Source organism: Modestobacter versicolor, assembly GCF_014195485.1.
Lineage (GTDB): Bacteria > Actinomycetota > Actinomycetes > Mycobacteriales > Geodermatophilaceae > Modestobacter > Modestobacter versicolor.
Genome location: NZ_JACIBU010000001.1, coordinates 1,123,525 through 1,142,734 on the forward strand (window position 1 = coordinate 1,123,525; position 19,210 = coordinate 1,142,734).

A 19,210-nucleotide genomic window follows, 5' to 3' on the forward strand; every position below is an offset into this window, starting at 1 on the left:
ACGGCGCGGGCCACCCGAGGACTGCGGACGGTCCCCACCGGGCCGGCGGTCCTGCCAGGCCGGCCGGTCACCCTGCGGGCGGCCACCGGAGGACTGCGGACGCCCACCACCGGGGCTGCGGTCCTGCCACTCACGGCGCGGGCCACCCGAGGACTGCGGACGGTCCCCACCGGGCCGGCGGTCCTGCCAGGCGGGACGGTCACCCTGCGGGCGGCCACCGGAGGACTGCGGACGCCCACCACCGGGGCTGCGGTCCTGCCACTCACGGCGCGGGCCACCCGAGGACTGCGGACGGTCCCCGCCGGGCCGGCGGTCCTGCCAGGCCGGACGATCCCCCTGCGGGCGGCCACCCGACGACTGCGGTCGGCCACCCTGCGCACGCTCGCCGCCCTGCGGACGGCCACGCTGCGGACGGTCGCCACCCTGCGGTCGGTCACGCTGCGGGCGCTCGCCAGCCGGGCGGCGCCCCCACTCACCGCCGGCGGCACCACCACGGGCGCGGTAAGCATCGTCACGTGACGACCCGCCACGGGAGGGTGCGCCCTCGTTCCCCTCCACCGGGCGGGATCCGCGGTGGCCGGCCGGGCGCTGCGGACGGCCGCCGGCACCCTGGCGGGAACCGCCGCCGCTCGTGCCACGGGGACCGCCGCCGCTGCCGCGGCCTCCGGCTGAGCCACCCGGCCCACGTCGAGGAGAAGTCATGATCTGTTGGTACCTCACTGGTGAACGGCGCACGCCCGGTGGGGGCACCTGAACGGCATCGCATCCACCCTGCCGAGCTGCGGAGCAGCACGGCACGGTCGGTCGACGAAAGCGGACAAACGCACGAAACGGGAGCCGGAGCGCGATGCTCCGACCCCCGTTTCGTTGAGTTATGTCCGGCGGCGTCCTACTCTCCCACCCAGTCCCCCGGGCAGTACCATCGGCGCTGAAAGGCTTAGCTTCCGGGTTCGGAATGAGACCGGGCGTTTCCCTTTCGCCATGACCGCCGTAACACTGTGAACTTGTCCCCCACCCCACACCCGACCCACGCGACCAGAACACAAAGCTCTGGTGGTGAATCAGGGGGGTGGGTTCCGTACGTTCAGAACCACACAGTGGACGCGAGACAAACACATAGCTGGATGATGTGTGGTCAAGCCCTCGGCCTATTAGTACCGGTCAGCTCCACGCATTGCTGCGCTTCCACCTCCGGCCTATCAACCCGCTGGTCTGGGCGGGGGCCTTACCCGGTTGACCCGGTGAGAGACCTCATCTTGAAGCGAGCTTCCCGCTTAGATGCTTTCAGCGGTTATCCCTGCCGAACGTAGCCAACCAGCAGTGCTCCTGGCGGAACAACTGGCACACCAGAGGTTCGTCCGTCCCGGTCCTCTCGTACTAGGGACAGCTCTTCTCAAGTCTCTTACGCGCGCGGCGGATAGGGACCGAACTGTCTCACGACGTTCTAAACCCAGCTCGCGTACCGCTTTAATGGGCGAACAGCCCAACCCTTGGGACCTACTCCAGCCCCAGGATGCGACGAGCCGACATCGAGGTGCCAAACCATCCCGTCGATATGGACTCTTGGGGAAGATCAGCCTGTTATCCCCGGGGTACCTTTTATCCGTTGAGCGACACCGCTTCCACATGCCGGTGCCGGGTCACTAGTCCCAGCTTTCGCTCCTGCTCGACCCGTCGGTCTCGCAGTCAAGCTCCCTTGTGCACTTGCACTCGACACCTGATTGCCAACCAGGCTGAGGGAACCTTTGGGCGCCTCCGTTACATTTTGGGAGGCAACCGCCCCAGTTAAACTACCCACCTGACACTGTCCCTGATCCGGATCACGGACCGAGGTTAGACATCCAATTCGACCAGAGTGGTATTTCAACGATGACTCCACGAACACTGGCGTGCCCGCTTCACAGTCTCCCACCTATCCTACACAAGCCGAACCGAACACCAATATCAAGCTATAGTGAAGGTCCCGGGGTCTTTCCGTCCTGCCGCGCGTAACGAGCATCTTTACTCGTAGTGCAATTTCGCCGAGCCTGTGGTTGAGACAGCTGAGAAGTCGTTACGCCATTCGTGCAGGTCGGAACTTACCCGACAAGGAATTTCGCTACCTTAGGATGGTTATAGTTACCACCGCCGTTTACTGGCGCTTGAGTTCTGAGCTTCGCCCCGAAGAGCTAACCCGTCCCCTTAACGTTCCAGCACCGGGCAGGCGTCAGTCCGTATACATCGTCTTTCGACTTCGCACGGACCTGTGTTTTTAGTAAACAGTCGCTTCTCACTGGTCTCTGCGGCCACCCACCGCTGCCCACCGCAAGGGTGATGACAGTGAATGGCCCCCCTTCTCCCGAAGTTACGGGGGCATTTTGCCGAGTTCCTTAACCACAGTTCGCTCGATCGCCTTGGTATTCTCTACCTGACCACCTGAGTTGGTTTGGGGTACGGGCCGCTAAGAACTCGCTAGAGGCTTTTCTCGGCAGCATAGGATCATCCAATTCGCCTCATTCGGCTATGCGTCAGGCCTCACCCTCGTGTCCGACGGATTTACCTATCGGACGGGCCACACCCTTGCACCGGTACTACCACTCACCGGTAGGACTACCTTCCTGCGTCACCCCATCGCTTGCCTACTACCAGTCCAGGTCCCGCGCTCCCCCGGATCAGACCCGAAGGTCAGTCACCGGCTTTGGGCGGTTAGTATCGCTGGGTTCAGCATGGGCGTTCTTTCGCGGGTACGGGAATATCAACCCGTTGTCCATCGACTACGCCTGTCGGCCTCGCCTTAGGTCCCGACTCACCCTGGGCGGATTAGCCTGGCCCAGGAACCCTTGGTCATCCGGCGGGGGAGTTTCTCACTCCCCTTTCGCTACTCATGCCTGCATTCTCACTCGTGTGGCGTCCACGGCTGGATCACTCCGCCGCTTCAATCGCCACACGACGCTCCCCTACCCATCCACACACCTGGCCGCCACCCGAAGGCGACGACGGGTTCATGTGAATGCCACAGCTTCGGCGGTGTGCTTGAGCCCCGCTACATTGTCGGCGCGGAACCACTTGACCAGTGAGCTATTACGCACTCTTTCAAGGGTGGCTGCTTCTAAGCCAACCTCCTGGTTGTCACTGCGATCCCACATCCTTTTCCACTTAGCACACGCTTAGGGGCCTTAGCTGATGATCTGGGCTGTTTCCCTCTCGACTACGAACCTTATCGCCCGCAGTCTCACTGCCACGCTCTCACTTACCGGCATTCGGAGTTTGGTTGACTTCAGTAAGCTTGTGGGCCCCCTAGGCCATCCAGTGCTCTACCTCCGGCAAGAAACGCGTGACGCTGCACCTAAATGCATTTCGGGGAGAACCAGCTATCACCGAGTTTGATTGGCCTTTCACCCCTACCCACAGCTCATCCCCTCCATTTTCAACTGAAGTGGGTTCGGTCCTCCACGCGGTCTTACCCGCGCTTCAACCTGGCCATGGGTAGATCACTCGGCTTCGGGTCTAGAGCACGCGACTGTGCCGCCCTGTTCGGACTCGCTTTCGCTACGGCTACCCCACACGGGTTAACCTCGCCACGTACCGCTAACTCGCAGGCTCATTCTTCAAAAGGCACGCAATCACCCCCACGCACAAGTGCGCATAAGGCTCTCACGGCTTGTAGGCACACGGTTTCAGGTACTATTTCACTCCCCTCCCGGGGTACTTTTCACCTTTCCCTCACGGTACTTGTCCGCTATCGGTCACCAGGGAGTATTTAGGCTTAGCGGGTGGTCCCGCCAGATTCACACCGAATTTCACGGGCTCGGTGCTACTTGGGATACAACTCGGGAGGCCTTGTGTTTTCGTGTACGGGGCTCTCACCCTCTACGGCGACCCCTTCCAGAGGCCTTCCACTAACACAAGACTTTCTGACTCCCTGCACCCTCGGCAGAAGGCACTGAATCGTCCCACGACCCCGACCACACAACGCCTGCCGGCTTGACATGCGATCGGTTTAGCCTCATCCGCTTTCGCTCGCCACTACTCACGGAATCACGGTTGTTTTCTCTTCCTGTGGGTACTGAGATGTTTCACTTCCCCACGTTCCCTCCACACGCCCTATGTGTTCAGGCGCGGGTCACACCACATGACTGGTGCGGGGTTCCCCCATTCGGAAATCCTCGGATCAACGCTCGGTTGACAGCTCCCCGAGGCTTATCGCAGCCTCCTACGTCCTTCATCGGCTCCTGGTGCCCAGGCATCCACCGTGTGCCCTTAACAACTTGACCACACAAACACCCACGCCCACCCACAACACAACGAGCCCAACCACCACCCCCACAAGGAGAGCCAGATGACCGGACCCGGAGACGTTCATGGATCAGCGCAGATATCCAGATACATACCTACAAACTTGCTAGATGCTCGCGTCCACTGTGCAGTTCTCAAAGTACGGAAAGTCACTCCACATCCCCCACCGCCAGACCCCGATGACAACCCTTCCAGGCACACCGGGCGGTACGACGAGCATGAAGCCCTCCGAGAAGAAACACCCACTCCCACCACGCAAGCAGCGGAGGCGGCCCGTTCCCTCAGGACCCAACAGCGTGCCTACGACCAGCCCCCCACCACCACCGCGTTCCACACCCACCCCAGAAGGGCAGGCCGTACTAGCAGCGACACCAGGTCACCAGCCGAACTGGTCAGCGTTCCACCCTCGAGCTCCGTCACGAACACCCGCACCCACCCGAAATTGGGCGAGCATCACGGTCCGTGCACGGCTCTGGACCAACCACCACGAGGAACCCCGTGCAATGGCCGGCCAGTGCTCCTTAGAAAGGAGGTGATCCAGCCGCACCTTCCGGTACGGCTACCTTGTTACGACTTCGTCCCAATCGCCGATCCCGCCTTCGACGGCTCCCTCCACAAGGGTTGGGCCACCGGCTTCGGGCGTTACCGACTTTCGTGACGTGACGGGCGGTGTGTACAAGGCCCGGGAACGTATTCACCGCAGCGTTGCTGATCTGCGATTACTAGCGACTCCAACTTCATGGGGTCGAGTTGCAGACCCCAATCCGAACTGAGACCGGCTTTTTGGGATTCGCTCCACCTCGCGGTATCGCAGCCCTTTGTACCGGCCATTGTAGCATGTTTGCAGCCCTAGACATAAGGGGCATGATGATTTGACGTCATCCCCACCTTCCTCCGAGTTGACCCCGGCAGTCTCCTATGAGTCCCCACCATAACGTGCTGGCAACATAGGACGAGGGTTGCGCTCGTTGCGGGACTTAACCCAACATCTCACGACACGAGCTGACGACAACCATGCACCACCTGTGCACGACCCGATAAAGGACCTGCCATCTCTGACAGATTTCCGTGCATGTCAAGCCTAGGTAAGGTTCTTCGCGTTGCATCGAATTAAGCAACATGCTCCGCCGCTTGTGCGGGCCCCCGTCAATTCCTTTGAGTTTTAGCCTTGCGGCCGTACTCCCCAGGCGGGGCGCTTAATGCGTTAGCTGCGGCACGGAGACCGTGGAATGGCCCCCACACCTAGCGCCCAACGTTTACGGCGTGGACTACCAGGGTATCTAATCCTGTTCGCTCCCCACGCTTTCGCTCCTCAGCGTCAGTTACTGCCCAGAGACCCGCCTTCGCCACCGGTGTTCCTCCTGATATCTGCGCATTTCACCGCTACACCAGGAATTCCAGTCTCCCCTGCAGTACTCTAGTTTGCCCGTATCGACTGCAGGCCCGAGGTTGAGCCTCGGGTTTTCACAGCCGACGTGACAGACCGCCTACGAGCTCTTTACGCCCAATAATTCCGGACAACGCTTGCACCCTACGTATTACCGCGGCTGCTGGCACGTAGTTGGCCGGTGCTTCTTCTGTAGGTACCGTCACTTTCGCTTCGTCCCTACTGAAAGAGGTTTACAACCCGAAGGCCGTCATCCCTCACGCGGCGTCGCTGCGTCAGGCTTTCGCCCATTGCGCAATATTCCCCACTGCTGCCTCCCGTAGGAGTCTGGGCCGTGTCTCAGTCCCAGTGTGGCCGGTCACCCTCTCAGGCCGGCTACCCGTCGTCGCCTTGGTGGGCCGTGACCCCACCAACAAGCTGATAGGCCGCGGGCCCATCCTCAGCCGATGAATCTTTCCACCACCAGACCATGCGGTCAGCGGTCACATCCGGTATTAGCACCAATTTCTTGGAGTTATCCCAGAGCTGAGGGCAGGTTGCCCACGTGTTACTCACCCGTTCGCCGCTAGGGCACCCCCCGAAGGAGGGCCTCGCTCGACTTGCATGTGTTAAGCACGCCGCCAGCGTTCGTCCTGAGCCAGGATCAAACTCTCCGTAGATGATTTGATCACAGGCTGAGACCGAGAGTTGGCACTCTCGTTCAATCAACCAAAGGAACCCAACGACATCCAAAGGACGCCGAATGGGGATTTGTTACTTGGCACTGACTTTCGGCACGCTGTTGAGTTCTCAAGGAGCGGACGCGCGAGGAACCAGACCCTCTCAGGCCTTCGTCCACGGCTTGTGTTGTCCTGCTCGGCGCCCGGTCCCGGCCTCGCGGTCGTTCCCGGCGCAGAGAGAAAGTTACGTGGCTGTCGGAGCCGTGTCAAACCCGGGGGTCGGTGACGCGCGCCACCTGGACGGAACGTCCCCGTCACCTGGCGTTCACACGCGACGAGGCCCTGCTCAGGCGGCCGGTCCGGCCCCCGGCCGGTGCACGCCGGCGACCGAGCGCTTGCCCCGGCGGAGCGCCAACCACCCACCGGGCAGCCAGTCCGACTCCGCCGGCACGGCCTCGGGGTCGGTGACCCGCTCGTTGTTCAGGTAGGCGCCGCCCTCCTTCACCGTGCGCCGCGCCTCGGACAGGCTGGACACGAGCCCGGTCCGCTGCAGCAGCACCGCCACGGTGGGGGTCTCCTCCCCCGCTGCCAGCTCGGTGCCACCGGCCTCGCCCAGCGCGGCGGTGAGCGTCCGCGGCCCGAGCGTGGAGAGCTCCTCCCGACCGAACAGGGCCCGCCCGGCCGCCTCGGCCTGGGCCAGCTCCTCGGCGCCGTGCACCAGCCGGGTGAGCTCCTCGGCGAGCGCCCGCTGCGGTGCCCGGGACGCCGGCCGCTCGAGGGACTCCGCGATCAGCGCCTCGACCTCCTCGGCCGGCCGCTCGGAGAACAGCGGCAGCCAGGCCCGTGCGTCGACGTCGTCGATGGTGAGCCAGTACTGGAAGAAGGCGTAGGGGCTCGTCAGCTCCGGGTCCAGCCAGACCGTCGCCCCCTCGGTCTTGCCGATCTTCTTGCCGTCCGCGGTGGTGATCAGCGGGGTGGACAGCGCGTGGGTGCCCGCGCCCTCGGTGCGGCGGACCAGGTCGACGCCGGCGGTGATGTTCCCCCACTGGTCGGAGCCACCGCTCTGCAGCGTGCAGCCGTGCCGGCGGAAGAGCTCGAGGAAGTCGTTGGCCTGCAGGATCTGGTAGCTGAACTCGGTGTAGCTGATCCCGGCGTCGCTGTTGAGCCGCGCGGACACCGCCTCCTTGGCCAGCATCCGGTTGACCCGGAAGTGCTTGCCGAGGTCGCGCAGGAAGTCCAACGCGGACAGCTGCCCGGTCCAGTCGAGGTTGTCCACGTAGACCGGGGCGCGCAGCCCCTCCTCGGCGGCCGGCCGGTCCAGGAAGGGGGCCACCCGCTGGCGGATCCGGTCCACCCAGGTCGCCACCGTGGCCGGGTCGTTGAGCACCCGCTCGGAGCTCATCCGCGGGTCGCCGATCAGCCCGGTCGCCCCGCCCACGAGCACGATCGGCTGGTGACCGGCCCGCTGCAGCGCCCGGAGCACCATGAACTGGATCAGGTGGCCGACGTGCAGGCTCTGCGCCGTCGGGTCGAAGCCGCAGTAGTAGGTCACCGGCCCCTCGGCGAGGTGGGCCCGCAGCGCCTCCTCGTCGGTGCTCTGGGCGATCAGCCCACGGCGGTGCAGCTCGTCGATCACGTCAGTCACGGCGTTGATCCTGCCTGGCGGCCCCGCGGCGGGGCTTCCCGCCCGCCCGGAACACGCTCACCGACGGCGCACCGGTCTCCCAGAATCGCCAGGGCAGCTCGGTCGCGACGCTGATCCCGACCCGCGGGCCGGCGGAGACCGCAGCCGGCGCCGGGCCCCGGTGCAGCCGCACGGCGGACGCCGGGTCGAGCAGGTCCGCGCCGCGGTCGTCCGGGCCGATGGCCAGCGCCTGGGTGAGCCGGGCCGGCCCGCGGGCCAGGTCGCGGGCCACCCGGGCGGCGGGCCGCCGCGACCGGGCCAGCGGCTCCCCCACCACCACCTCGCCGGCCCGCATCAGCACGGCCGACCCGCGACCGGCCGGGCCGACCACCACGTTGGCGCACCAGTGCACGCCGTAGCTGAAGTAGACGTAGAGCAGCCCGGGCGGGCCGAACATGATCTCCGCCCGCGGGGTGGGACCGCGGTGGGCGTGCGACGCCGGGTCCTCCCCCTGGCCCGAGTAGGCCTCGACCTCGGTCAGCCGCAGCGCGACCCGCCCCTCGGGCCGGTCGGTGACCACCCAGCAGCCCAGCAGCCGGGCGGCCACCTCGGCGACCGGCCCGAGCAGGTCCTCGGCCCGCAGCAGCGGACCGGGCTCGCCGGTCACCGAGCTCAGAGGGCCGCCGCCACCGGCGACCACGAGGCCCACTCGGTGTGCTGCCGGGCCAGCTCGGCCAGCGACCCCAGCTGCTCGGCGACCCGCTCGGGCGCCGTCCCGCCGCGGGCCTTGCGAGCGGCCAGCGCGCCCTCGACGTGCAGCACGCTGCGCACCTCGGGGGTGAGCCGCTCGTCGATGCCGGCCAGCTGCTCGTCGTCCAGCTCGTCGAGCTCGAGACCGGCCTCCTCGCAGAAGGCGACCATCTCCCCGCTGATCTCGTGGGCGGACCGGAACGGGACGCCGGAGGAGACCAGCCACTCCGCGACGTCGGTGGCCAGCGCGAAGCCCTGCGGCGCCGCGGCCTCCATCACCTCGGGGCGGAGCGTCAGGGTGGCGACCATGCCGGTGACCGCCGGCAGCAGCAGGAGCAGCTGCTCGACGGAGTCGAAGACCGGCTCCTTGTCCTCCTGCAGGTCGCGGTCGTAGGCCAGCGGCAGGCCCTTGAGCATGGTCAGCAGCCCGGTCAGGTTCCCGACGAAGCGGCCGGCCTTGCCCCGGGCCAGCTCGGCGATGTCCGGGTTCTTCTTCTGCGGCATGATCGACGACCCGGTCGCCCAGGCGTCGTCCAGCCGGGCCCAGCCGAACTCGGTCGAGGTCCAGAGCACGATCTCCTCGCCCAGCCGGGAGAGGTGGACGCCCAGCAGCGCGGCGACGAAGCAGAACTCGGCGGCGAAGTCGCGGTCGCTGACCGCGTCGATGCTGTTGTCCGACGCGCGGTCGAAGCCGAGCTCGGCGGCGACGGCGTCGGGGTCCAGCGCGAGCGAGGACCCGGCCAGCGCGCCGGAGCCCAGCGGGCTGACCGCGGCCCGCTTGTCCCAGTCCAGCAGCCGGTCGACGTCGCGGGAGATCGAGTGCGCGTGCGCCAGCAGCTGGTGGGCGATGAGCACCGGCTGGGCGTGCTGCAGGTGGGTCATGCCCGGTGCGGCGACGTCCCGGTAGCGCAGCGCCAGGCCGATCAGCGCGTACTCCAGGGAGGCCAGCTCGCCGACCAGCCGCCGCACGTTGTGCCGCAGGTACAGCCGCAGGTCGGTGGCCACCTGGTCGTTGCGGCTGCGGCCGGCGCGGAGCTTGCCGCCGAGCGTGCCCAGCTTGTCCAGCAGGCCGCGCTCGAGCGCCTCGTGCACGTCCTCGTCGGCCTCGATCGGCGCGAAGGTGCCGTCGGCGACCTCGGCCGACAGCTCGGTGAGCGCGCCGATCATCCGGGCCAGCTCGTCGACGGTGAGCAGCCCGGCCCGCTCCAGCACGCGGGCGTGCGCCCGCGAACCGGCCAGGTCGTAGGGCGCCAGCCGCCAGTCGACGTTGGTGGACTTGGACAGCGCGGCCATCGCCGGTGACGGCCCGCCCCCGAAGCGGCCGCCCCACAGTCGGGTCTGGCTGCCGGCGTTGCCCTCGGTCACTCTGCGCTCTCCTCCACGTCGCCCTGCAGGTCGGTGTCGTCCCCGTGCGCCGGGCGCGCGCGCTCGGCGAGGGCGCGCAGCCGGTCGGCGAGCGCGGGGCCGCCGTCCGGGTCGCGCGAGACGACCATCAGAGTGTCGTCCCCGGCGATCGTGCCCAGCACGTCGGGGAGGCCGACCTTGTCCAGCCCGGAGGCGAGGAACTGGGCGGCCCCCGGCGGCGTGCGGACGACGGCCAGGTTGGCGCTCCCCTCCGCGGAGGTGAGCAGGTCGGCCAGCAGCCGGGTGAGCCGGGCCGGCGCGGACTGCGCGGGGCGCAGCGGCGCGTTCTCCGGCGGCAGCACGTACGACGCCGGCGCCCCGTCGGAGCCGCGCAGCTTGATGGCGCCGAGCTCCTCCAGGTCGCGGGACAGGGTGGCCTGGGTGACGTCGACCCCGGACTCCGCCAGCAGCCGGGCGAGCTGGGTCTGCGAGGTCACCGGCCCGGCGCTGATCAGCTCGGCGATCCGGGCGTGCCGGGCAGAGCGGGTCAGGGCCGTGGTCATCCCGAGCGCTCCAGCAGCCAGAGCAGCAGCGCCTTCTGCGCGTGCAGCCGGTTCTCCGCCTCGTCCCACACCGCGCTCTTCGGGCCGTCGATCACCTCGGCGGCGATCTCCTTGCCGCGGTAGGCCGGCAGGCAGTGCAGCACGACGGCGTCGTCCGCGGCCCGGGCCAGCGCCGGCTCGTCGACGGCGTAGGGCAGGAACGGCGCGGTGCGGGTGTCGTACTCGTCCTCCTGGCCCATCGAGACCCAGGTGTCGGTGACCAGCACGTCCGCGCCGTCGGCGGCGGCGGCCGCGTCGGCCGTCCACTGCACCGAGCCCCCGGTCTCCGCGGCGATCTCCGCCGCCCGCTCCAGCACCGCCGGGTCGGGCTGGAAGGACTCCGGCGACCCGACCCGCACGTGCATGCCGGCCAGCGCGCCGCCCAGCAGGTAGGAGTGCGCCATGTTGTTCGCGCCGTCGCCGAGGTAGCTGAAGGTGAGCCCGGCGAGCGTGCCCTTGCGCTCGGCGACGGTCTGCAGATCGGCCAGGATCTGGCACGGGTGGTAGGCGTCGGTGAGCGCGTTGACCACCGGTACCCGGCTGACCGCGGCCATCGCGTCCAGCCGGTCCTGGCCGAAGGTGCGCCAGACGATCGCCGCCACCTGCCGGTCCAGCACCCGGGTGGTGTCCTCGACCGGCTCGCCGCGGTTGAGCTGGGTGGAGCCGGTGTCGATGACCAGCGGCGAGCCGCCCAGGTCGGCGATGCCCACGGAGAAGGACACCCGGGTGCGGGTGGAGGGCTTGTCGAACAGCACCGCGACCGTGCGGGCCGAGCCGTTGGGCGCGCGCAGCGGGGTGGGCGCCTGCGCGGTGTGCCGGCTCGCCTTGAGCTGGGCGGCCAGCGCGAGCACCTCGGCCTGCTCGGCCGGGCTGAGGTCGTCGTCCTTGGTGAAGTGCCGGACCGTCACTGGTCTGCCTCCTGGAGAGCGGCGTCGAGGGCCGCCGGCAGCGCGGCGACGAAGGCGTCGATCTGGGCGTCGGTGACCACCAGCGAGGGGGCGAGCCGGACGACGTCCGCCGCGACCCCGTTGGTGAGGAAGCCGGCGGTGCGCAGCTGCGCCTCCAGCGCGGCGGCGACCGGCGCGGTGAGGACGACGCCCAGCAGCGCGCCCTGGCCCCGCACCCCGCTGACGCCCGGGTGGCCGAGCGCCTCGATGCCGGCGGTGAAGCGGTGCTCGATCTCCTTGGCCCGCTCCAGCAGCCCCTCGTCGCGGATGGTGTCCAGCACCGCCAGCGCGGCGGCCGCGGCGATCGGGTTGCCGCCGAAGGTGGAGCCGTGGCTCCCGGCCGTCAGCAGGTCGGCCGCCGTGCCGAAGGCCAGGGTGGCGCCCAGCGGCAGCCCGCCGCCGAGCGCCTTGGCCAGGGTGACGACGTCGGGCTGCAACCCGTCGGCCTGGTGGGCGAACCAGTGCCCGGTGCGGCCGGTGCCGGTCTGCACCTCGTCGACGGCGAACAGCGCACCGGCGTCGCGGGCGGCGGTCGCGGCGGCGGCCAGGTAGCCGGCCGGGGCCGGCAGCACGCCGCCCTCCCCCAGCATCGGCTCCAGCAGCACCATCGCCGTCCGGTCGGTCAGCTGCAGGGCGTCGGCGTCGCCGTAGGGCACGTGCCGCACCCCGCCGGGCAGCGGGGCGAAGGCGGCGGCCTTGCCGGGCTGGCCGGTGAGCGCCAGGGCGCCCATCGTGCGGCCGTGGAACGACCCGACGGCGGTGACCACCTCGGGCCGGCCGGTCAGCCGGCTGATCTTGAACGCGGCCTCGTTGGCCTCGGCGCCGGAGTTGCAGAAGAAGACCCGGCCGGGCCGGCCGGCGAGCTCCAGCAACCGCTCGGCGAGCAGCACGCCCGGCTCGTGCATCGCCAGGTTGGACACGTGCCCCAGCAGCTGCGCCTGGGCGGTGATCGCGTGCACGACCGCCGGGTGCGCGTGGCCGAGGATCGTGGTCGCGATCCCGCCCAGCAGGTCGGTGTACTCGGTGCCGTCGACGTCCCAGACGGTGGCGCCGGCGCCGCGCGCCAGCGCGACCGGTGGCGTGCGGTAGTTGCCCATCATCACGGCCGACCAGCGGGTGGCCAGCTCCTCGGTGTGCGTCATGGTGCGGCCCCCTCCTCCTGATCGGCCGGGACGACCATCGTCCCGGTGCCCTCGGTGGTGAACATCTCCAGCAGCAGGGCGTGCGGCAGCCGGCCGTCGACGACGGTCGCCCGCTTCACTCCGCCCTCGACCGCCCGCAGGCAGGCGGCCATCTTCGGGATCATCCCGGCGTCCAGGGTCGGCAGGATCTCGGCCAGCTCGGTGGCGTCGATCTGCTCGACCAGCGAGTCGCGGTCGGGCCAGTTGGCGTAGAGCCCCTCGACGTCGGTGAGGACGACGAGCTTCACCGCCCCCAGCGCGACCGCGAGCGCGGCCGCCGCGGTGTCGGCGTTGACGTTGTGCACCTGGCCCTCGGCGTCCGGGGCCACGGTGGCGACGACCGGGATGTGCCCGGCCTCGATGAGCGCGGTGACCGGGGTCGGGTCGACGGCGACGACGTCACCGACCAGCCCGACGTCGACGGGCTCGCCCTCGACGACGGCGTGCGTGCGCTCGGCGGTGAACAGCCCGCCGTCCTCCCCGGACAGGCCGACCGCCAGCGGGCCGTGCTCGTTGATCAGCCCGACCACCTCGGGGCTCACCTGGCCGGTGAGCACCATCCGGACGACGTCGATCGTCTCCTCGGTGGTGACCCGCAGGCCGCCGCGGAACTCGCTGGTGATGCCCAGCCGGTTCAGCATGGCGCTGATCTGCGGGCCGCCGCCGTGCACGACGACCGGGTAGATGCCGCAGGTGCGCAGGAAGACCATGTCCTCGGCGAAGGCGCGGCGGCACTCCTCGTCGACCATGGCGTGCCCGCCGTACTTGACCACCACGACGTTGCCGTGGAACTCGCGCAGCCAGGGCAGCGCGCCGGTGAGGACGGCGACCTTGGCGGCGTCGCCAGCCGGGTCGTTGACCCGCATGACCCGGTGCGTGCCGATCGTGCGGCGCGGCGGGGTCTCGTCGATGGCGACGTCGGGCGGGGTGGGGTCCTGCGCGGTGTTCGTCATGTCGAGTAGGCCGAGTTCTCGTGCACGTAGGCGAGGGACAGGTCGTTGGTCCAGATCGTGGCCTGCTCGGTGCCGGCCCGGAGGTCGACGTCGATGCTGATGGCCCGGCCGGTGAGGTCGACGCCGTCGCGCGGGTCGCCGATCGCGCCGCCGCGGCAGACCGTGACGCCGTTGATCGCGACGTCGACCTGGTCGGCCTCGAACGCGGCGTCGGTGGTGCCGATGGCCGCCAGCACCCGGCCCCAGTTCGGGTCGTTGCCGAACAGCGCCGTCTTGAGCAGGTTGTTGCGGGCGCAGGCCCGGCCGGCGGTGAGCGCGTCGGCGACGCTGGCGGCGCCGCGGACGGTGATCGCGATGTCCTTCGTGGAGCCCTCGGCGTCGGCGAGCAGCTGCATCGCCAGGTCGGTGGCCGCCGCCGTCAGCACGGCGGTGAACTCCTCGGCAGTGGGCGTGACACCGCTGGCGCCGTTGGCCATCACGATGACGGTGTCGTTGGTGGACAGGCACCCGTCGGAGTCGACCCGCTCGAAGCTGGCGCCGGTCGCGGCCCGCAGGGCGGGCTCCAGCACCTCGGCGGGGACGACGGCGTCGGTGGTGAGGACGACGAGCATGGTGGCCAGCGACGGGGCGAGCATGCCCGCGCCCTTGGCCATCCCGCCCACGGTCCACCCGCTGCCGGCCTGCACCGTCGTCTTGGGCACCGAGTCGGTGGTCATGATCGCCCGGGCGGCGTCCGGACCGCCGTCGGCGGACAGCGCCTGCGCCGCCGCGGTGGCGCCGGCCAGCAGCAGGTCCATCGGCAGCCGCACGCCGATCAGCCCGGTGGAGGCCACCGCCACGTCGATGGCGCCGATGCCCAGCTGGTCGGCGACGTGCTCGGCAGTGGCGTGGGTGTCGCCGAAGCCCTCCGGCCCGGTGCAGGCGTTGGCCCCGCCGGAGTTCAGCACGACCGCCTTGAGCCGGTGGCCGCCGAGCACCTGCCGGCTCCACAGCACCGGCGCGGCCGGGAAGCGGTTGGTGGTGAAGACGGCGGCCGCGGCGTCGTCCGGCCCGTCGTTGACGACCAGCGCGACGTCCGGGGCGCCGGTGGACTTCAGCCCCGCGGCCACGCCGGCCGCCCGGAACCCCTGCGGCGCGGTGACGCTCACGGTGCCACCCCGACCAGCGGCAGGCCGGTGGTCTCCGGCAGGCCGAGGGCCAGGTTGGCGCACTGCAACGCCCCGCCCGCGGTGCCCTTGGTCAGGTTGTCGACGGCGGCGACCACGACCAGCCGACCGGCGTCCGGGTCGACGGCGAGCTGGACCTGCACCGTGTTGGCGCCGAGCACCGCGGCGGTGGTGGGCCACTGGCCCTCCGGCAGCAGCTGCACGAACGGCTCGTCGGCGTAGGCCTCCTCGTAGGCGGCCCGCGCCGCGGCGGCGTCGATGCCCGGGGCCAGCGGCGCCGAGCAGGTGGCCAGGATCCCCCGGCTCATCGGCACCAGGGTGGGCGTGAAGCTCACGCTCACCGGGGCGCCGGCGGCCTGGGACAGGTTCTGCACCATCTCCGGGGTGTGCCGGTGGACCCCGCCGACGCCGTACGCGCTGGCCGAGCCCATCACCTCGCTGCCCAGCAGGTGGGTCTTGGCCGACTTGCCGGCCCCGCTGGTGCCACTGGCGGCGACCACGACGACGTCCGGGTTCACCAGCCCGGCGGCGAGCGCGGGGGCCATCGCCAGGGTGACCGACGTCGGGTAGCAACCGGGGACGGCGATCCGCCGGGCACCGCTGAGCTTCTCCCGCTGGCCGGGCAGCTCGGGCAGGCCGTAGGGCCAGGAGCCGGCGTGCTCGCCGCCGTACCAGCGGGCCCAGGCGGCCGGGTCGTCGAGCCGGTGGTCGGCGCCGCAGTCGATGACCAGGGTGTCGGCCGGCAGCTGCGCGGCGATGGCCGCGGACTCACCGTGCGGCAGGGCCAGCACGACGACGTCGTAGCCGGCCAGCTCGGCGGCGTCGCTGCCCCCGACCACGAGGTCGGCGTAGGGCGTCAGGTGCGGCTGCAGCTCGCCCAGGCGTCGGCCGGCGCTCGAGTGGGCGTGCACCCCGGCCAGCTGCAGCTGCGGGTGCCCGGCCAGCAGCCGGCACACCTCACCGCCCGCGTAGCCGGTGGCGCCGGTGACCCCGACGGTCCACGTCTGTGCGCTGTTCACGGTGCATGACCATACACAGTCGTGCATGAGCGTGCACGCCTGGTCCCGGTCGTGTCACCCGGGCCCGGGCGCCGGCGTCCGGGCCGGCACGGGGGTGGCGACCACGAACGACGACGTCGTCTGGCCGTGCACCAGGAACCGGTCCAGCACGGCCTCCAGCGCCTCGATCGAGGCCACGTGCACCCGCAGCAGGAAGCAGTCCTCGCCGGAGATGCGGTGGCACTCGGCCACCTCCGGCACCCGGGCGGCGAGGTCGGCGATGCGGGTCAGCTGCCCGGGTCCGGGGCGCACCCGGACCCACGCCGTGACGGGCAGGCCCAGCGCCGCCGGGTCGACGTCGAGCCGGTAGCCGCGGATCACGCCGGCCTCCTCGAGCCGGGTGACCCGTTCCCGCACGGCCGGGGCGGACATGCCGACCCGGCGGGCGAGCTCGGCGGCGGTGCGCCGCGGGTCCTCGGCGAGCAGCTCCAGCAGCCGGGCGTTGACGTCGTCCAGCAGCGACCTTCCCGCGGGAACGTCGAGCGCGATGCGGGGGGCTCGTCTCGTCGGCACGGCGGCACCTCGGCCTTCGATCGCTGCTGTCCCCCGCGTTCTACACCGCGCAGGCTCGTCCCATGACCACTCCGGCGCGCGCGACGACGATCAGCCGGGTCCCGCCGCACGCCTGGTTCGCGGTCAGCGCCGTCTTCCACTACCTCGGCCCGGCGTTCGCGGTGCTGCTCTTCGCCCGGGTCGACGCCCTGGGGGTGGCCTGGCTGCGGATCGCCTCCGCCGGGCTGGTGTTCGCCCTCTGGCGCCGTCCCTGGCGGGTGCTCGGCCGGCTGGACCGGTCGGCCCGGCAGCTGCTGCTCGCCTGGGGCGCGGTGCTCGCCGCGATGAACGCCTGCTTCTACCTGGCCATCGACCGGCTGCCGCTGGGCACCGTGGCGGCGATCGAGTTCCTCCCGGTGATCGCCCTCGCCGCGCTGGGGGCGCGCACCGGCCGCAACCTGGGAGCGCTGGCCGCCGCCGTCGCCGGGGTGTACCTGCTCACCGACGTGCACCTGGTCGTCGAGCCCGCCGGGTTCGCGTTCGCCGCCGCCAACGCCGTCCTGTTCGCCGGGTACGTCGTGCTGGGGCACCGGGTCGCGCAGAGCGAGCTGCCCGGGATCGACGGGCTCGCGCTGTCGATGCTGGTGGCGACCGTCGTGGCCCTGCCGATCGGCGTCGGGTCCGCGGCGGCCGCCTTCACCGACCCGGTGGCCCTCGCCGCGGCGATCGGGGTGGGCATCGCCTCCTCGGTGGTGCCCTACGTCTGCGACCAGCTGGCCATGGCCCGGCTCACCCGGGGCGCCTACGCCCTGCTGGTCTCGCTGCTGCCGGCGACGGCCACCGTCATCGGGATCGTGGTGCTCACCCAGGTGCCCGGCGTCCTGGAGCTGCTCGGCGTGGCGCTGGTGGTGGCCGGCGTGGCGGTGCACCGGGAGCCCGGCGACCCGCCCTGAGCCGGGGCAGACTGCGGGCGCCGGGCACGCCGACCCGCACCCGTGCCCCGAGGAGCCCGCCGCCGTGAGCCCGTTCGACCGGATCGTCCTGGTCTTCAACCCGCACAGCACCGGCGACGCCGCGGCCTCGGCGGAGGAGCTGCGGGCCGAGCTGGCCCGGCGGCTGCCCGACGTGCCGCTGGAGCTGCGCCCCACCGAGCACGCCGGCCACGCCCGGGAGATCGCCCGCGAGGTCGCCGCGACCGGCCGGCCGCTGCTGGTCTCGGTGAGCGGCGACGGCGGCTACAACGAGGTCGTCGACGGCGTCGTGCAGGCCGGCAACGACGACGCCGTCTGCGCGGTGCGGGCCGCCGGCAACGCCAACGACCACCGTCGGACGACGCGCGAGCACCACCTGGCCGACGCGATCGTGGCCGGCGACGTCCGGCGGATCGACCTGCTCCGGCTCACCCTCGGCACCGGCGCCGAGGCGCAGACCCGCTACGCGCACTCCTACATCGGCGTCGGGCTCACCCCGGTGGTCGCGGTGGACCTGGAGGAGGGCGGCAAGGGCTCGTGGCGGGAGATCGTCGCGGTGGTGCGCGGCTTCGCGCGCTTCCGCCCGTTCCCGATCCGGCTGGAGGACGGGCAGCGCCGCACCATCGACAGCCTGGTCTTCGCCAACATCGGCGAGATGGCCAAGTACGCCCGGCTCAGCGAGGGCGGCCGCCCCGACGACGGGGTGTTCGAGGTGGTCACCCAGCGGCGCACCGGCAGGCTGCGGGTGCTCGCGACCGCGCTGCGCGCGGCGACCCGCGGGCTGGGCCCGCAGCCCAGCGCCACCCACTTCGCGTTCACCGCGCTGGCACCCATGCCGTTGCAGCTGGACGGCGAACTGGTCGAGCTGGCGGCCGGCACCCTCGTCTCGGTGGACATCGCCCCGCGGGCGCTGGCCACGGTCGTGTGACCCGCTCCCCCCGATGAGTTCGGGCCGGAGCACCGGTCGTACCGACATGACGCAGACCCAGCACACCACCCTGACCCAGCTGGCCGTGGCCATGTTCAGCGTCTCCGACCAGGACGCGGCCCGTGACTTCTACACCGGCGTCCTCGGCTTCGAGGTGCGCGGCGACGAGCGATTCGGCGCGGACGGCGAGGCCCGCTGGCTCGAGGTCGCGCCGCCCGGCTCGACGGCGCGGCTGGCACTCAACCCCCCGATGGGCGGCACGCCCGGCGGCGGCGCGATCGGGGTCGAGTCCACCGACGTGCTGGCCGAGCACGCCCGGCTGGCTGCCCACGTGGGCGTCGACGTCGACCCGGAGCCGATGCGGGCACCGGGAGCGCCGCTGATGTTCGCCGTGCGCGACCCCGACGGGAACTCGATCTGGGTGGTCGAGGCCCCGTCGGCCGGCTGAGCTCCCAGCAGGTCCGCAGCCGACGGCGGCCGTTCTGTCAGACCCCCTCGGCACAGTGGGCGGCGTCCCGGCATCCGGTGCCGGGCAGAGGGAGGAACGCCGTGCTGAGGGACGTCGAGCAGCTGCCGGACGGGATCGACCTGGTCGTGGAGGACGGCGTGGTCGTGCTCCGGCTGCGCGGGGAGGTCGACGGCCTGGTGGTCGACGCCTGGGATGCCGCTCGGTCGGACACCTCCGGCGCGGCGGCCGTCGACCTCTCCGCGGCCACCTTCCTCGACGGCCGCGCGCTGCGGATGCTGGTCCGGGAGACCGAGCAGTCGCGGCGGACGGGACGGGTGCCCGAGCTCCGCGGGCCCTCCCGCACCGTCCGGCGGATGCTGGAGATCACCGGCGCCGCACCGCTGTTCGCGGCGGTCTGCTGAGCG

General features: G+C 70.4%; 14 protein-coding genes and 3 rRNA genes. 4 read left to right on the top strand and 13 right to left on the bottom strand.

Features of this window, described 5'->3' with window-relative positions:
- Positions 1 to 876 precede the first annotated feature (876 nt).
- From rrf to FHX36_RS05500, 13 genes are all read right to left on the bottom strand, one after another.
- Positions 877 to 993, bottom strand: a 5S ribosomal RNA gene (gene rrf, locus FHX36_RS05440).
- A 138-nt stretch (positions 994 to 1,131) separates the two neighbouring features.
- A 23S ribosomal RNA gene (locus tag FHX36_RS05445) occupies positions 1,132 to 4,253 on the bottom strand.
- A gap of 547 nt (positions 4,254 to 4,800) precedes the next feature.
- Positions 4,801 to 6,321: ribosomal RNA gene (locus FHX36_RS05450) — 16S ribosomal RNA — on the bottom strand.
- Together the 16S, 23S and 5S rRNA genes form the textbook arrangement of a ribosomal RNA operon.
- Before the next feature lie 346 nt (positions 6,322 to 6,667).
- Entirely contained in the window at positions 6,668 to 7,966 is a 1,299-nt protein-coding gene (gene tyrS / locus FHX36_RS05455) for a tyrosine--tRNA ligase (RefSeq protein WP_110550336.1), read from the bottom strand.
- Positions 7,959 to 8,612 carry a DNA-3-methyladenine glycosylase gene (locus tag FHX36_RS05460; protein WP_343056573.1) on the bottom strand — a complete coding sequence of 218 codons (654 nt, stop codon included), beginning with the start codon at positions 8,610 to 8,612 and terminating at the stop codon, positions 7,959 to 7,961. The genes tyrS and FHX36_RS05460 overlap by 8 nt, the downstream gene beginning before the upstream one ends.
- A gap of 5 nt (positions 8,613 to 8,617) precedes the next feature.
- On the bottom strand, positions 8,618 to 10,060 hold the full coding sequence (gene argH, locus FHX36_RS05465) for an argininosuccinate lyase (protein ID WP_110552537.1): 1,443 nt from the start codon (positions 10,058 to 10,060) through the stop codon (positions 8,618 to 8,620).
- Positions 10,057 to 10,602: an arginine repressor gene (locus FHX36_RS05470; protein WP_110552538.1), complete on the bottom strand. Its 546-nt coding sequence runs from the start codon at positions 10,600 to 10,602 to the stop codon at positions 10,057 to 10,059. Before FHX36_RS05470 ends, argH begins: the two co-directional genes overlap by 4 nt.
- Positions 10,599 to 11,549: an ornithine carbamoyltransferase gene (gene argF, locus FHX36_RS05475; RefSeq protein ID WP_110552539.1), complete on the bottom strand. Its 951-nt coding sequence runs from the start codon at positions 11,547 to 11,549 to the stop codon at positions 10,599 to 10,601. Before argF ends, FHX36_RS05470 begins: the two co-directional genes overlap by 4 nt.
- Positions 11,546 to 12,730, bottom strand: coding sequence for an acetylornithine transaminase (locus tag FHX36_RS05480; RefSeq protein WP_110552540.1), 1,185 nt, complete (start codon positions 12,728 to 12,730; stop codon positions 11,546 to 11,548). The genes argF and FHX36_RS05480 overlap by 4 nt, the downstream gene beginning before the upstream one ends.
- A complete protein-coding gene (gene argB, locus FHX36_RS05485; protein WP_110552541.1) occupies positions 12,727 to 13,722 on the bottom strand; it encodes an acetylglutamate kinase in 996 nt (331 codons plus the stop codon). The genes FHX36_RS05480 and argB overlap by 4 nt, the downstream gene beginning before the upstream one ends.
- Positions 13,719 to 14,870 (bottom strand): bifunctional glutamate N-acetyltransferase/amino-acid acetyltransferase ArgJ, encoded by a 1,152-nt coding sequence (gene argJ, locus FHX36_RS05490; protein ID WP_110552542.1) that lies wholly within the window; start codon positions 14,868 to 14,870, stop codon positions 13,719 to 13,721. The genes argB and argJ overlap by 4 nt, the downstream gene beginning before the upstream one ends.
- Positions 14,867 to 15,907, bottom strand: a complete 1,041-nt coding sequence (argC, locus tag FHX36_RS05495) for an N-acetyl-gamma-glutamyl-phosphate reductase (protein WP_220035963.1) — start codon at positions 15,905 to 15,907, stop codon at positions 14,867 to 14,869. The genes argJ and argC overlap by 4 nt, the downstream gene beginning before the upstream one ends.
- 54 nt (positions 15,908 to 15,961) lie before the next feature.
- Positions 15,962 to 16,459, bottom strand: a complete 498-nt coding sequence (locus FHX36_RS05500; protein WP_220035964.1) for an Lrp/AsnC family transcriptional regulator — start codon at positions 16,457 to 16,459, stop codon at positions 15,962 to 15,964.
- A 62-nt stretch (positions 16,460 to 16,521) separates the two neighbouring features.
- On the opposite strand from FHX36_RS05500, the gene FHX36_RS05505 reads away from it, so the two are divergent.
- The 4 genes from FHX36_RS05505 (at position 16,522) to FHX36_RS05520 (ending at position 19,207) form a co-directional block, all read left to right on the top strand.
- Positions 16,522 to 17,391, top strand: a complete 870-nt coding sequence (locus tag FHX36_RS05505; RefSeq protein ID WP_110552544.1) for an EamA family transporter — start codon at positions 16,522 to 16,524, stop codon at positions 17,389 to 17,391.
- Between the two features lie 64 nt (positions 17,392 to 17,455).
- Positions 17,456 to 18,337 carry a diacylglycerol/lipid kinase family protein gene (locus FHX36_RS05510; protein ID WP_110552545.1) on the top strand — a complete coding sequence of 294 codons (882 nt, stop codon included), beginning with the start codon at positions 17,456 to 17,458 and terminating at the stop codon, positions 18,335 to 18,337.
- A 46-nt stretch (positions 18,338 to 18,383) separates the two neighbouring features.
- On the top strand, positions 18,384 to 18,785 hold the full coding sequence (locus tag FHX36_RS05515) for a VOC family protein (protein WP_110552546.1): 402 nt from the start codon (positions 18,384 to 18,386) through the stop codon (positions 18,783 to 18,785).
- 101 nt (positions 18,786 to 18,886) lie between these two features.
- Positions 18,887 to 19,207 carry an STAS domain-containing protein gene (locus FHX36_RS05520; protein WP_181428784.1) on the top strand — a complete coding sequence of 107 codons (321 nt, stop codon included), beginning with the start codon at positions 18,887 to 18,889 and terminating at the stop codon, positions 19,205 to 19,207.
- Positions 19,208 to 19,210 lie beyond the last annotated feature (3 nt).

Coding starts and splice junctions, on each gene's coding strand:
- FHX36_RS05480 (WP_110552540.1), bottom strand. CDS start 12,730: ATGACGCACACCGAGGAGCTGGCCACCCGCTGGTCGGCCGTGATGATG.
- FHX36_RS05470 (WP_110552538.1), bottom strand. CDS start 10,602: ATGACCACGGCCCTGACCCGCTCTGCCCGGCACGCCCGGATCGCCGAG.
- argB (WP_110552541.1), bottom strand. CDS start 13,722: ATGACGAACACCGCGCAGGACCCCACCCCGCCCGACGTCGCCATCGAC.
- FHX36_RS05505 (WP_110552544.1), top strand. CDS start 16,522: ATGACCACTCCGGCGCGCGCGACGACGATCAGCCGGGTCCCGCCGCAC.
- FHX36_RS05515 (WP_110552546.1), top strand. CDS start 18,384: ATGACGCAGACCCAGCACACCACCCTGACCCAGCTGGCCGTGGCCATG.